The sequence below is a fragment of the Pseudoramibacter alactolyticus ATCC 23263 genome (assembly GCF_000185505.1).
Classification (GTDB): domain Bacteria; phylum Bacillota; class Clostridia; order Eubacteriales; family Eubacteriaceae; genus Pseudoramibacter; species Pseudoramibacter alactolyticus.
This window is the reverse complement of the sequence record NZ_GL622359.1, coordinates 771,860-786,409: the sequence shown is the minus strand read 5'-3', so window position 1 is coordinate 786,409 and position 14,550 is coordinate 771,860. Positions and strand designations below refer to the sequence as shown.

At 45.7% G+C, this 14,550-nt stretch carries 10 protein-coding genes; all 10 read left to right on the top strand.

Annotated elements, in window-relative coordinates:
• Positions 1-5: 5 nt before the first annotated feature.
• A complete protein-coding gene (locus HMPREF0721_RS03680) occupies positions 6-1,175 on the top strand; it encodes a murein hydrolase activator EnvC family protein (protein ID WP_006598215.1) in 1,170 nt (389 codons plus the stop codon).
• 125 nt (positions 1,176-1,300) lie between these two features.
• Positions 1,301-2,509 (top strand): S41 family peptidase, encoded by a 1,209-nt coding sequence (locus HMPREF0721_RS03675; protein WP_006598214.1) that lies wholly within the window; start codon positions 1,301-1,303, stop codon positions 2,507-2,509.
• A gap of 15 nt (positions 2,510-2,524) precedes the next feature.
• Positions 2,525-4,501, top strand: coding sequence for an excinuclease ABC subunit UvrB (gene uvrB / locus HMPREF0721_RS03670; protein ID WP_040639890.1), 1,977 nt, complete (start codon positions 2,525-2,527; stop codon positions 4,499-4,501).
• A gap of 18 nt (positions 4,502-4,519) precedes the next feature.
• The gene (gene uvrA / locus HMPREF0721_RS03665; RefSeq protein WP_006598212.1) at positions 4,520-7,369 is read left to right on the top strand and encodes an excinuclease ABC subunit UvrA; all 2,850 of its coding nucleotides are present in this window, start codon (positions 4,520-4,522) and stop codon (positions 7,367-7,369) included.
• An 82-nt stretch (positions 7,370-7,451) separates the two neighbouring features.
• Positions 7,452-9,863, top strand: coding sequence for a leucine--tRNA ligase (gene leuS / locus HMPREF0721_RS03660; RefSeq protein WP_006598211.1), 2,412 nt, complete (start codon positions 7,452-7,454; stop codon positions 9,861-9,863).
• 61 nt (positions 9,864-9,924) lie between these two features.
• Positions 9,925-10,371 (top strand): ribonuclease HI, encoded by a 447-nt coding sequence (rnhA, locus tag HMPREF0721_RS03655; RefSeq protein ID WP_006598210.1) that lies wholly within the window; start codon positions 9,925-9,927, stop codon positions 10,369-10,371.
• Positions 10,372-10,514: 143 nt separating this feature from the next.
• Positions 10,515-11,849, top strand: coding sequence for an NADP-specific glutamate dehydrogenase (gene gdhA / locus HMPREF0721_RS03650; protein WP_006598209.1), 1,335 nt, complete (start codon positions 10,515-10,517; stop codon positions 11,847-11,849).
• A 104-nt stretch (positions 11,850-11,953) separates the two neighbouring features.
• A complete protein-coding gene (locus tag HMPREF0721_RS03645; RefSeq protein ID WP_040639889.1) occupies positions 11,954-12,409 on the top strand; it encodes a hypothetical protein in 456 nt (151 codons plus the stop codon).
• 17 nt (positions 12,410-12,426) lie between these two features.
• Positions 12,427-12,870 (top strand): hypothetical protein, encoded by a 444-nt coding sequence (locus HMPREF0721_RS03640; protein WP_006598207.1) that lies wholly within the window; start codon positions 12,427-12,429, stop codon positions 12,868-12,870.
• A gap of 115 nt (positions 12,871-12,985) precedes the next feature.
• Positions 12,986-14,365 (top strand): sodium-dependent transporter, encoded by a 1,380-nt coding sequence (locus tag HMPREF0721_RS03635; RefSeq protein ID WP_006598206.1) that lies wholly within the window; start codon positions 12,986-12,988, stop codon positions 14,363-14,365.
• The last annotated feature ends 185 nt before the right edge of the window (positions 14,366-14,550 follow it).

Genomic DNA, 14,550 nt, shown 5'->3' with positions numbered 1-14,550 from the left:
ACAGGATGAAGAGAAAAATCAAACAAAAAAGTTTGGCGGTAGTCTTAACATTGGCTTGTACTGCTTTTGTGACCACCCCGGTTTTGGCTGGTAACCAAGCAGATCTGGCAGCGAAAAAGAACCAGGCGTTAAAGCAAAAGGCGCAGGCAGAAGAACACATCAACACTACCCAGACAACAATTCAGGGTTTGACACGGGCTCTGACAGCGCTTGACAATAAAATCAAAACGGCCGATCAAGAGATCGAAAAGACCAATGCGTTAAAAGCAGATTATCAGCGGCAAATTGCGGCGAAGCAAGCTGAGATCAACCAATTGAAAATTCAGCAACAAAAGCAGCAATCAAAATTGAACGAGCGTTTGCGTGTAATGTATATGTATGGCAAAGAAAGCTATACGACAATGATGTTTTCGTCTAAAGATTTTGCGGAGTTGGTCGGCCGCATAAAATTGATCAAATCAATCGCGGCAGCGGATCAACAGAAGCTGGATTCCCTAAAATCCATGCAGGCCAATTTGGAAACTAAAAAGAAAGAGCTGCAATCTATACAGGCCAATTTGGAAGCGACCTTGCAAAAGCAGACGCAGGCAAAACAGGATTTGGAAAGAGCGAGAACAGAACAAAAAACATTACTTGAAAAAAACAAGACGTTGGTCGCTCAGTATCAAGCAGAGATTCGGAAGCAAAATCAGGTTATTCAATCGGCCGATAATGAAATGGCTGCCATTGCAAAGGCTGAAAGCGCGGCAGGGCAGACGACGACTGAAAAAGCATCAAGTACTTCGTCAGGATTCAAATGGCCCGTTTCGGTTAAGCGCATCACTTCCGGTTTTGGCAGCCGCAAGTCTCCGGGCGGTATCGGCAGCACTAATCATCAGGGAATTGACATTGGTGCCGGCCAGGGGGCTCCCATCTACGCCTCGGCTTCCGGTACGGTGATCTTTGCCGGTACAAGCGGCGGTTATGGCAATTGTGTGATGATTAATCACGGCAATGGGGTAACAACGTTGTATGGTCATCAAAGCAGAATCGCCGTTTCCAAAGGGCAGCGGGTAAATCAGGGCGATGTGATTGGTTATGTCGGTTCGACCGGGCACTCAACTGGTCCGCATTTACATTTTGGTATCATGGTTAATGGCGATTATGTTAATCCGCTCCGATATGTTCAACCCTAAAATTTCGATCCAGATCATTTGGTCTGGATTTTTTATTTTGGGTCAGAATTGTTTGTCAAATAAATTTGATTGAACTCATTCTTGAGTGTGATACAATATGACAATTAGCTTTGAAGGAGTTGAATATGCAGGAAAAAAGACGTCCCCAAAAATGGCTTTGGGTGATAAGTTTGATATTGGTGACCAACGCGATGACTTTTGTATTAACGGCAATGGGCGTATGGCATTTGCCAAAACGTTATGTAATTTCAGCATCAAGCCGAAGGACAGCACACGATGCACAAAAATTCGCCACATTGGAAAGCGCCATTCAAGATCGGTATTATCAGAACATCACATTAAATAAAGTCAGCACATCGGCTTACAGAGCCATGTTCAAGGCGGTCGGCGATCGGTATTCGGAGTACTACTCTAAATCTCAGATGAAAGAGATGAATCAATCCATTTCCGGGACTTATGTCGGTATTGGTATTGCGGTAACGGAAGATAGTGCTCGAAATGCCATTATTGCAACGGTTTTTAAAAATTCGCCGGCAGCTAATGCAGACTTAAAAATCGGTGACAAAATTCTTTCGGTGAATGGCCATTCCATGGCAGGCAAGGGAACCGCAGCGGTTGTTTCGAAAATCAAGGGGAAATCGGGAACGAAGGTAATGGTTGGCATTGAACGTAACGGAAAAAAGAAAGATCTGACGCTGGTCCGTCGCGCCATCACCACCCCGACGGTTAGTTCAAGGGTGATATCCCGGAATAATCGAAAAATCGGCTATATCGCAATTGCTGAATTTACCGAAAAAACCAGCCGTGAGTTTAATACACAATTAAAGGCGCTTCGAACTCAGCAAATCGATGGCCTGGTGATTGATTTGCGCTGGAACGGTGGCGGCATTGTTGATTCGGCGGTAAAGGTGGCCGATAATATTGTGGGTAGAGGCGAAGTGGTTTATACAGTGGATAAAAATGGGCATCGTGAGGATTACCGAGCAACGAGTCAGGAACATTTTGATCAGCCGGTGGCGCTTTTGGTGAATGGTTATTCCGCCAGCGCTTCGGAAATTTTAGCCGGCGCATTGCAGGATACCAAAAAAGCTTCTCTGGTTGGAAGCAAAACGTTTGGCAAGGGCATTGTGCAGGAAGTGGTGCCGCTGTTGGATGGCAGCGGTTATAAATTGACGATTGCCCAGTACTTCACGCCAAAGGGTCGTAATATCCATAAAAAAGGATTGGCCCCTGACTATGTGGTAAAACAATCAAAAGCTTACCAAAATGTTGTCATTGTACCAGAGAGACAAGACCTGCAGCTTCAGAAAGCGTTGGAAGTAGTCGCACGCTAAAAGGTGAAAATAAAAATGGAAAGAGAAAATCAGCCCTTTGAAGTCGTCTCAGATTATGAACCAAAAGGAGATCAAGGGCAGGCGATCGAGAAAATTGCTAAGGGCATCAAAAAAGGTCTGAAATATCAAACTCTTTTAGGGGTTACAGGATCCGGCAAGACATATACAATGGCAAAGGTTATTGAAGCCGTTCAGAAACCGACGCTTATTATTGCACATAATAAAACATTAGCGGCGCAGCTTGCCAATGAATTTCGAAGCTTTTTTCCAAATAACGCTGTTGAATATTTCGTGTCTTACTACGATTATTATCAGCCCGAGGCTTATGTGCCCGGGCGCGATATTTATATCGAAAAGGATTCTTCGATTAATGACGAGATCGATAAATTGCGGCATTCGGCAACGGCTGCGCTTTTTGAGCGCCGGGATGTGATCATCATTGCGTCGGTTTCCTGTATTTACGGTCTGGGAAGCCCAATAGACTATGAGAATCTTGTTTTATCGCTGCGCCCGGGCATGGTAAAAGACCGGGACGACATTATCCGCAAACTTGTTGAAATTCAGTACACGAGAAATGATATTGGTTTTGAGCGCAATAATTTTCGTGTTCGCGGCGATGTATTGGAAATTTTCCCGGCAGCATCGACGGATAAAGCCGTTCGCATTGAATTCTTCGATGACGAAATCGACCGAATCACGGAGATCAATGTGATCACGGGAGAAATCACCGGAGAATTGAGTCACATTTCCATTTTTCCTGCCTCCCATTATACGACGACGCCGGAGCGGCTCGAATCAGCCATTAAAGGTATCCGGGAAGAATTGGGTGAACGCTATGCCTGGTTTAATGAGCACAATCGATTGGTAGAAGCCCAACGCATCTTGCAGCGAACCAATTATGACTTGGAGATGCTTCAGGAAATGGGATACTGCACCGGGATTGAGAACTACACGCGGCACATTAACGGGATTTCGGCAGGCAGTCCGCCGTACACCTTGATCGATTATTTTCCTGATGATTTTCTGATGATTGCCGATGAATCCCATGTCTCCATTCCGCAGATTGGCGGGATGAGTGCCGGCGACCGCGCGCGCAAAAAAAATTTGGTGGACTACGGGTTTCGTTTACCCTCCGCCTACGATAACCGGCCGTTGACGTTCCAAGAGTTTGAAGGCAAAATTCATCAAATGGTTTTTACAACGGCAACGCCCGGTCCCTACGAAAAGAAGCATAGTGAACAGATTGTGGAACAATTGATTCGCCCAACGGGGCTCTTGGATCCGAAAATTTCCGTGAGGCCCATTAAGGGGCAAATCGACGATCTTCTGGGTGAAATTCGTGAGACCACCAGCCATCGGGAGCGTGTGCTCATCACAACGCTGACCAAAAAGATGGCGGAAGATTTGACGGATTATCTGAAAGACAATGGGGTGCGGGTGCGCTATCTGCATTCGGACATCGATACCATCGAACGCATGGAAATTCTTCGGGATCTGCGTTTAGGAAAATTTGATGTTTTGGTTGGGATCAATTTGCTGCGCGAAGGACTTGATTTGCCGGAAGTGGGACTGGTGGCCGTTTTGGATGCCGATAAAGAAGGGTATTTGAGAAGTGAAACTTCGCTTGTTCAAACCATTGGCCGCGCGGCGAGAAACGCAGATGGTCGCGTGATCATGTACGCGGATAATATTACAAAATCGATGGACCGCGCCATTACAGAAACCAATCGTCGCCGCAGGATTCAGCAGGCCTATAATGAAAAACACCACATTACACCAAAAACTGTGGTCAAGGATATTCACGACGTGATTGAAGTGACAAAAGTAGCTGAAAAGCCGGAAGCATACGATGCAAAGGTTCAGCCAGAGCCCGCTGAAATGGATATTAATGAACTGAGAAAACAAATGCAGGAGGCCGCTGCGCATCTGGAATTCGAAAAGGCGGCCGCGCTTCGAGATCAGATTCAGCGCTTGGAAGCGGCGGTTAAATAACAAAAATTAGGAATCATCATGAAATATTTATCTGTGAGAGGTGCGAAAGAGCACAATTTAAAAAATATCAATGTGGATATCCCGCGGGAAAAACTGGTCGTGTTTACCGGCGTTTCTGGTTCGGGTAAATCGACGTTGGCCTTTGACACGATTTATGCCGAAGGGCAGCGCCGCTATGTAGAATCTTTGTCGTCGTATGCGCGGATGTTTTTGGGTAATTCCCAAAAGCCGAACGTCGATAAAATTGAGGGATTGTCTCCGGCAGTTTCAATTGATCAGAAGACAACCAACCGCAATCCGCGTTCGACGGTGGGAACGGTAACGGAGATTTACGATTATTTTCGTTTGCTTTATGCACGGGTGGGCATCCCGCACTGCCCGTGTTGCGGCAAGCCCATTTCTTCTCAGAGCATCGACCAGATTGTGGACAGCATGATGCAGCTGCCGGAAGGGACCAAATTTATGATTCTGGCCCCGGTTGTCCGCAGCGAAAAAGGGCAACATAAAAAGATTCTCAATCATCTGAAAAAGGAAGGCTATGTGCGCGTGATGGTGGATGGCGAGATTCACAATCTTTCAGATGAAATTAAACTTAAAAAAAATGTCAAACATAGCATCGATGTGGTGGTGGACCGTTTGAAGCGGCGTTCATCGCTTGAGAAGCGTTTGACTGATTCGGTCGAAACGGCTTTGAAGATGGCCGACGGATTGGTGCGTTGTCAAGTGATCGATGGCGAAAGCCGGCTGTATAGTGAAAAATTATCCTGTCCGGATTGCGGCATTTCCATGGAAGTGCCCGAGCCGAGATCGTTCTCCTTCAATAATCCCTACGGGATGTGTCCGGCCTGTAACGGTTTGGGCTTTCACAAGGAAATCGATCCGGATCTTTTAATCCCAGACAAAGGTTTATCCATTGATGAAGGTGCCATTAAGTTTTTCGGCTTAAAAAATGAGAACAAGCATTTGTTGGTCATGATAAAAAGTTTGCTGCGCAAACATGGCTTTGATATACACACACCGATTGAAGCGATGTCCGATGCTTTTATGAATGAACTGCTGTATGGCAGTGATGACGAAGTGACGGTGGAATACGACGGGAAATTCACAGGGACTTACACCACGACTTTCGAGGGTTTGGTCAACAATATGGAGCGGCGCTTCCGGGAAACCAGATCTGACACCATGCGGGGGTTCATTGAGCGTTATATGGCCGATATTCCATGCCCGGTTTGTCATGGCGACCGCTTAAATTCCAACAGCCTGGCGGTAACGGTATGCGATAAAAATATCATTGAATTGACGAAGATGCCGATTCGAGACGAGCTGGCTTTTTTTGAAGCACCGGATTTATCTGAACATGAAATGATGATTGCCGGCCAAATCATTGTCGAAATCAAAAATCGTCTGAAATTTTTACAGGATGTTGGCTTGGAATATTTAACGTTGGCGCGATCTGCCGGTACTTTATCCGGGGGGGAAAGCCAGCGCATTCGTCTGGCAACGCAGATCGGCACCGGTCTTACCGGCGTGCTTTATGTTTTGGATGAACCCAGCATTGGTCTTCATCAACGGGATAACCGCAAATTGCTGCGATCCCTTCGACATTTAACGGATTTGGGGAACACGCTCATTGTGGTTGAACACGATGAAGAGACGATGCTTGAAGCAGATTGGATCGTCGATATCGGGCCGAAAGCCGGGATTCACGGCGGGGAAGTCGTGGCAGAAGGAACGGCTGAAGCCATCCGAAAGAATCCCAGGTCTCTGACAGGGCGCTATCTTTCCGGTGAAAAATTCATTCCGGTTCCGAAAAAGCGGCGGGGAGGGAACGGGCAATTTATTACGATTAAGGGGGCAGCCGAACATAACCTAAAGCAGATTGACGTGACATTTCCCTTGGGAAAACTTGTCTTGGTCACCGGGGTTTCCGGTTCTGGTAAGTCGACTTTGATCAACGATATTTTGTATAACGGCGTTTCACGCAAACTGTATCGCAGTTATAAACGTCCGGGCAAGCACAAGACAATCACCGGGACGGAAAATATCGACAAGGTTATTGCTATTGACCAATCGCCGATCGGTCGAACACCGCGTTCCAATCCGGCAACATATACAGGCCTTTTTGATTTGATCCGCGATCTTTTTGCGAGCACCAACGAAGCGAAGGCGCGCGGCTATAAGAAGGGACGTTTTAGTTTTAATGTTAAAGGCGGCCGATGTGAAACCTGTCACGGGGACGGTATTTTAAAAATCGAAATGCATTTCTTGCCGGATGTTTACGTACCCTGCGAGGTCTGCGGCGGCGCGCGCTATAACCGGGAAACCCTTGAAGTGAAATATCGAGATAAAAATATTGCGGAAGTCTTGAACATGACCGTGGATGAAGCCCTTGAGTTCTTTACCAATTTGCCCCGGCTGAAGCGCAAATTGCAGACGCTTCACGATGTGGGCTTGGGCTATATCAAATTGGGACAGCCTTCGACGCAATTATCCGGCGGGGAAGCACAACGCATTAAATTGGCAACCGAATTATCCCGGCAGAATACGGGTAAAACCCTCTATATTCTGGATGAACCGACGACGGGGCTGCATATTGACGATGTGGCTAAACTCGTAACGATCATGCATCAGCTGGTTGATTTGGGGAATACTGTCGTTGTGATTGAACACCATCTCGATGTGATTAAGGTGGCGGATCATATCATCGATCTCGGCCCGGAAGGCGGCGACGGCGGCGGCACGATTGTGGCGCAGGGCACGCCCGAAGAAGTGGCACGCGTTCCGGAATCCTATACCGGGCAATATCTTAGGGAGGTTTTGACACGAAAGGGATCCGCCCGAGATGTGACGGAGCGTCTGCGGGCGTAGCAAAGGCAGATAAAGCATTTGACACGCCACAGGCCCATCGCTATAATGAAGTGGTTCATAAGATTTTAATGGGGAGGCACCAATGATAAAATATCATCACGAAAAGATTGAAAAAAAATGGCAGAAGCATTGGGAGGAAACGAACGCTTTTGCGACGGATAGTAATATGACACGGCCGAAGTTTTACGGATTGGTCGAATTCCCATATCCGAGCGGTGTCGGCCTTCACGTCGGTCATGTTCGAGCATACACATCTTTGGAAGTGATTGCCAGAAAACGTCGCATGCAGGGTTACAACGTTTTATTTCCCATTGGTTTTGATGCTTTTGGCCTCCCGACAGAAAATTACGCGATTAAAACCGGGAAACACCCCCGGGAAGTGACAGATCACAACATTGAGGTCTTTACCCAACAGCTGAAAGCCATCGGTTATTCGTTTGACTGGGATCATACGGTTGACACAACGGATCCGGCTTATTTCAAATGGACGCAGTGGATCTTTTTACAGATGTATAAACACGGATTGGCTTACAAAGATCATACTTATGTCAATTTCTGCACGGGCTGCAAAGTGGTCTTGTCGAATGAGGATTTCCGGGACGGCAAATGCGATCGCTGCGGTTCGCCGGTGGTCCAGATGGAAAAAGACGTCTGGTTTTTAAAGATCCGCGAATATGCTGAAAAATTGCTCCAGGGTCTGGATGAAGTGGATTACCTTCCCCGGATTCGAACGGAACAGGAAAATTGGATTGGTAAATCCGTCGGTGCAGAAATTAACTTCTCCATTGCTGATCACGATCAGGCATTGAAGGTTTTTACCACCAGAGCCGATACGCTGTACGGTGTAACCTTTATGGTCATTGCGCCGGAACATCCACTTATTGAAGAGCTTGCCGATGAAATCCAGAATATGGATGCGGTGAATGCTTATAAAGAAAACGCGCAGCACAAGACGGAATTTGAACGGGTTCAGCTGGCTAAAGATAAAACCGGTGTTAAAATTGAAGGTATTCAGGCCATCAATCCGGTTACTGGCGATGCCATCCCGATTTTTATTGCGGATTATGTCATGATGGGATACGGAACCGGTGCAATTATGGCGGTGCCGGCACACGATGCCCGCGACTGGGATTTTGCCAAGAAATTTAATCTGCCAATCGTGGAAGTAATCAAAGGCGGAAACGTTGAACAAGAAGCATTCACCGATGTTAGTTCTGGTGAAATGGTCAATTCGGGATTTTTAAGCGGCAAGCAGGTTAAAGAGGCGATTCCGGACATGATCGCCTATTTAGAAGAAAAAGGCCTTGGCAAGAAGACCGTCAACTATAAAATGAAGGACTGGGCATTCAACCGCCAGCGTTATTGGGGTGAACCGATCCCGATCGTTTATTGTGAGCATTGCGGGACGGTCCCAGTACCGGAATCTGATTTACCGGTGGAATTGCCAAAAGTCTCCCATTACGAACCGACGGATACCGGAGAATCGCCGCTGGCAGAAATTGAAGATTGGGTCAATACCACTTGTCCGAAATGCGGGCGTCCCGCCAGACGGGAAACCGATACCATGCCGCAATGGGCCGGTTCCAGCTGGTATTTTTTGAGATATATAGATAATCACAATGACGAATGTTTGGCCGATATGGACAAACTTAAATATTGGCTGTCCGTCGATTGGTATAATGGCGGAATGGAGCACGTTACTCGTCATTTACTCTACTCGCGATTCTGGCATCAATTTTTATATGATATTGGTGTCGTTCCCACCAAAGAGCCCTATGCCAAGCGAACCGCTCAGGGACTTATCCTGGGATCGGATGGCGAAAAAATGAGCAAATCCAAGGGCAATGTGGTTAACCCCAATGACATCATTGCTGAATATGGTGCTGACACGCTTCGGACTTACATTATGTTTATTGGCGATTATGAAAAACCGGCACCTTGGTCGGATAACGGGATTAAGGGTTGCCGCCGCTTCTTGGACCGGGTTTGGAAATTGCAGGACATGGTGGTAGAAGGAGACACATTTTCTAAGGAACTGGAAAATGATATGCACAAAACCATTAAAAGAGTCAGTGAAGATTATGAAGCGATGAAGTTCAACACGGCAATTGCTGCTTTGATGAGCTTGCTCAATCATTTTAATCGGGTGGGGCAGACCACTAAGGCGGAATATCGTGACTTCTTGAAACTGCTTTATCCGGTTGCCCCTCATATCACGGAAGAACTTTGGGAAATGGCTGATTTTGCCGGCGAACTGCATCAAACCGATTGGCCAGAATATGACGAAACCAAAACGGTTGATGCTGTGATCGAAATGGCAGTGCAGGTTAATGGCAAGGTTCGCGGCAAGATTACGCTTTCGATTGATGGCGATCAGGATCAGGCGCATCAGCTTGCACTGGACAACGAAAATATTCAAAAATTTCTGGAAGGCAAACACATCATCAAAGAGATATTCATTCCAGGAAAGATCTATAATATCGTTGCAAAATAATAGACTTTTAAAACTAAGGCTGCTGAGTATCGGCAGCCTTTTTTATAGCATAGGTGAATTGATGAAAAATGTTGAAATTTACACAGACGGCGGCTGTCGTGGAAATGGTCAGGACCGCGAAAATATCGGCGGCATTGGCGGTGTTTTGATTTATGGTGATTATCAAAAAGAATTTAAAAAGGGCTATAGAAATACAACCAATAATAAAATGGAGCTTCTGGCAGTCATTACCGCATTGAAAATGCTCAAAGAGCCATGCCGTGTCACGATTCACTCTGATTCGGCTTATGTGGTGAATGCCTTTAATCAAAATTGGATAAGTGGATGGAAAGCAAAGGGATGGACCCGGGGTAAAGCCGGGGCACTGAGGAATGCAGAGTTGTGGCAGGAATTGGACCGATTGGTGTCCCAGCATGAGGTAATCTTTACAAAGGTAAAGGGCCATGCGGATGATGCCGGCAACAATCGTGCCGATGCATTGGTCAATCAGGCAATGGATGAGCTCTGATCATTTTGTATGTTATAAAGAACATTAAAATGCGAAATAAATGTTGATTGTCCCAATGCTTATCGCTATAATGAGATCACGTTAAATTTGTATACATTGTTCATTGGGACAATGGGTATAGAAGTTTTCAGGAGGAGTTTTAAATGTCATATGTAGAAGAGATTTATAATCGCGTCGTCGAAAAAAATCCGGCAGAACCTGAATTTCATCAGGCGGTAAAAGAAGTTTTGGATTCTTTGTCTATTGTCATCGAACAGCATGAGGAAGAATACCGTAAAGCGGCTTTGCTGGAAAGATTAACGGAACCGGAAAGAATTGTCTCCTTCCGTGTGCCGTGGGTTGATGACCAGGGTCAGGTTCAGGTCAATAAAGGCTATCGCGTTCAGTTCAATTCAGCGATCGGACCTTACAAAGGCGGCCTGCGTTTTCACCCGACCGTTACACGTGGCATTTTAAAATTTCTCGGCTTTGAACAGGTCTTTAAGAATTCGTTGACTGGCCTGCCGATCGGCGGTGGCAAAGGCGGTTCGGATTTCGATCCTAAGGGTAAATCTGATGCTGAAGTGATGCGTTTCTGCCAGAGCTTTATGACCGAGTTATGCAAATATATCGGTGCGGATCAGGATGTTCCGGCTGGTGACATTGGTGTCGGCGGGCGCGAAATTGGTTTCTTATACGGCCAGTATAAACGCATCAAAGGCTTATATGAAGGAGTTTTGACCGGCAAAGGCTTGACTTGGGGTGGCTCCTTAGCCAGAACGGAAGCAACCGGCTATGGCCTGGTATATATTGTTGAAGAAATGCTTAAGCATCAGAATGACGATTTGAAGAATAAAACGGTTGTGATTTCTGGCTCCGGCAACGTGGCTATTTATGCGACTGAAAAAGTTCAGCAATTGGGCGGCAAGGTCGTTGCGCTGAGCGACTCCAACGGCTATGTTTATGATCCGGAAGGTATCCAGCTCGATATTGTTAAGGATATTAAAGAAGTGCACCGCGGCCGCATCAAAGAATATGCCGATCGGGTAGCTTCCGCGACTTATACTGGAGGCAAGGGCATTTGGGCCATCACGTGCGATTTGGCGTTGCCTTGTGCAACTCAGAACGAATTGCTCATTGACGATGCCAAAACTTTGGTCGCTAATGGTGTTAAGCTGGTGGCTGAAGGAGCCAACATGCCGACATCCATTGAAGCGACACAGTATCTGCAGAGCAATGGCGTTGCCTTTATGCCCGGGAAAGCTTCTAACGCCGGCGGGGTGGCGACTTCCGCCTTGGAAATGACTCAGAACAGCGAACGTTTGAGCTGGACCTTCGAAGAAGTGGATGCTAAGCTTAAAGACATTATGGTCGGGATTTACGCCAAGGTTGCCGATGCGGCGAAACGTTATGGCAGGGAAGGCGATTTTGTAACAGGTGCCAATATCGCTGGCTTTGAGAAAGTTGTCGATGCGATGACCGCTCAGGGTATTGTGTAAAGACAAATTCGACAAGATTGAAGAAACAAAAAGTCCTCTTTAATTCTAAAGAGGACTTTTTTATGTGCTATAATTTGTCACAAAGACACTTTAAAGGAGGCTTCATGAATTTTAATATTATTCACGAAACCCAAAAACGTATGCGGATTACACTGATCATTGATCAGAGAAATCGAAAATACCGTGCCCGCGTGACCGAGATGGGGCGGCAAATTAAAAATCTGACATCAGTTCAGTCTGTTCGCATATATCCGAGTATTGCGTCATTGGCCGTTATTTATACGGTTTCAAGGGAAACCTTGCTGAATCAGTTGCACAGATTGGGATTTTACCTCGTTGCCTCACCGCGAGTTTTAAAGGAACAAAATCGGGACAAGGCTTTGGAGTGCGCACCGTATCCTTTAACGCTGGATGAATTGGAACACCGGAAATGGGATATTTCCTTGAAAAAAAAACGAATCAGGGAAGTATTGATCGATGGCGGCGTGGATATGATTTTGCCGGGACCGTTGGCTTTTTGCTATCACCTCTGGCAATTGGTAGATGTTTTGAACCGATAATCGCAGGAGAAAAAATTATGAAAGCAACTAAAAAACAAATCAGAATGATGAAGGCACTTTACACAGATGCGGATGTAGCGGCGTTTCAAAAACTGATTGACCGGCAATGGCAAATTGTTGAAACGGGCGTTGATAACGATGATGATGAAAACGCCATTGCCGAAACAATTATTACGATTTTTCAATTGGCATTGAATGAACAGGTGAAAATGGTATCGACCTTTGATTCAAAGGCTTATGAACGAGCACTCAATGACAGCGCATCCGATAAAGGGGATGTGCCGGAGAAAAAAGCCTTTGACTTTTTGAATGCTGCAAAGAGTGATTTTGCGTTTGGTCACGCATTTCACCGAATGGACCAATTGGTGATAGAAACATTGGATCGCATTCGCGTTTTCATGCGGCAATATCCTCGTTATGAAGAGGCCGTACGAACGCTGTGGCATGTGATGCATCAATAAGGGTACGTATTGCTTTCAGTAAATTTTAAGTGTATAATAATTGGAACTTGTGCCGTTGTGAGACTGCGCAATCATTTCGCAACAAAATTTACAATTATAATGGAGGCATTATCGTTTGGAAAAAACAAGTAATCAAGCAAATAAGCGCGGTAGCTTTTCCAGTCGAATCGGTTTTGTGATGGCTGCAGCCGGTTCGGCCGTTGGATTGGGAAATATCTGGAGATTCCCATATCTTGCAGCGAAATACGGCGGTGGGATTTTTTTATTCGTCTATTTAATTTTGGTATATACCTTTGGTTATACCATGATTATGTCTGAAACGGCTTTAGGGCGAATGACCGGTAAAAGCCCGGTCGGCGCTTTTAAATATTTTGGCCGCTCCGGAGCCCATCGTTTTGGCGGTTGGATCAATGCGATCGTTCCGATGCTGATCGTGCCGTATTATTCGGTCATCGGGGGATGGGTCGTCAAATATTTAGTCGGTTATTTTCAAGGGCATACCCAGGCCATGGCATCCGATAATTATTTCGCGCGATTTATCGGTCACGGTTTGCCGGTTGAAATTTATTTTTTAATCTTTACATTATTAACAGTGTTGGTTATCGCAGCCGGTGTTCAGAAAGGAATTGAACGCATTTCCAAAATTGGTATGCCCGTATTGGTTGTTTTAGGTATTTTGGTAGCAATCTATTCAATAACACGTCCTGGTGCAATGGCTGGGGTTAAATATTTTTTAATTCCCAATTTTAAAAACTTTTCATGGATGACGGTCGTATCTGCTATGGGGCAGATGTTCTATTCGCTTTCAATCGCGATGGGGATCTTATACACGTTTGGCTCCTATATGGGTCATGATATGGATATTGAAAAATCGACGACTCAAGTTGAATTCTTCGATACGGCGATTGCCATTTTGGCTGGGTTGATGATTATTCCGGCAGTTTTTGCTTTCTCGGGCGGTGATCCTAAGGTTTTAAAAGCGGGACCGTCTTTAATGTTTATTACATTGCCGAAGGTTTTTGGTAGCATGGGTTTGGGAACGCCGGCTGGCATTGCCTTCTTCCTGCTGGTGCTTTTGGCGGCACTTACCAGTTCGATTGCATTGGCCGAATCTGCGGTGTCAACTTTTGAAGATGAACTTGGTTGGGGAAGAATTCGTGCGACGATTTTAGTGACGTTTATCATGGTGGTTTTAGGGTCCTTGTCGTCTCTTGGTTTCAATGTCCTCAGCCATATAACCATCATTGGCATGGACTTTTTGGATTTCTTTGATTTCCTGACCAATTCAGTGATGATGCCGATCGCGGCCATTGCAACCTGTATCTTAATTTTGAAGTCTGTGACACTTGATCAAATTGCGGCAGAAGTCAAGATTACATCGACTTTTAAACGTCAGCGTATTTACAATTTATTTATCAAATATTTTTGTATTCTTTTTTTGACGATCATCTTGGTGAGTTCACTACTCAATGTATTTGGGATTATTTCGATGTAAGCAAACAAACCCAGCAAAAAAGAGCCCCATTCAAAACAAATCTGAAATGGGGCTCTTTTAAATTGTGGGTCGACCCAGTTGAGTGGGTGTGAGATTCTCATCAGAGAAAAGAATATGCACGAAATATTAACGACCCGCTATGCGGGTGCGCGACGTTTGTTATACAAAAAATTACTTTTCTGATA

Coding starts and splice junctions, on each gene's coding strand:
- HMPREF0721_RS03680 (WP_006598215.1), top strand. CDS start 6: ATGAAGAGAAAAATCAAACAAAAAAGTTTGGCGGTAGTCTTAACATTG.
- uvrB (WP_040639890.1), top strand. CDS start 2,525: ATGGAAAGAGAAAATCAGCCCTTTGAAGTCGTCTCAGATTATGAACCA.
- leuS (WP_006598211.1), top strand. CDS start 7,452: ATGATAAAATATCATCACGAAAAGATTGAAAAAAAATGGCAGAAGCAT.
- rnhA (WP_006598210.1), top strand. CDS start 9,925: ATGAAAAATGTTGAAATTTACACAGACGGCGGCTGTCGTGGAAATGGT.
- uvrA (WP_006598212.1), top strand. CDS start 4,520: ATGAAATATTTATCTGTGAGAGGTGCGAAAGAGCACAATTTAAAAAAT.
- HMPREF0721_RS03640 (WP_006598207.1), top strand. CDS start 12,427: ATGAAAGCAACTAAAAAACAAATCAGAATGATGAAGGCACTTTACACA.
- HMPREF0721_RS03645 (WP_040639889.1), top strand. CDS start 11,954: ATGAATTTTAATATTATTCACGAAACCCAAAAACGTATGCGGATTACA.
- gdhA (WP_006598209.1), top strand. CDS start 10,515: ATGTCATATGTAGAAGAGATTTATAATCGCGTCGTCGAAAAAAATCCG.
- HMPREF0721_RS03675 (WP_006598214.1), top strand. CDS start 1,301: ATGCAGGAAAAAAGACGTCCCCAAAAATGGCTTTGGGTGATAAGTTTG.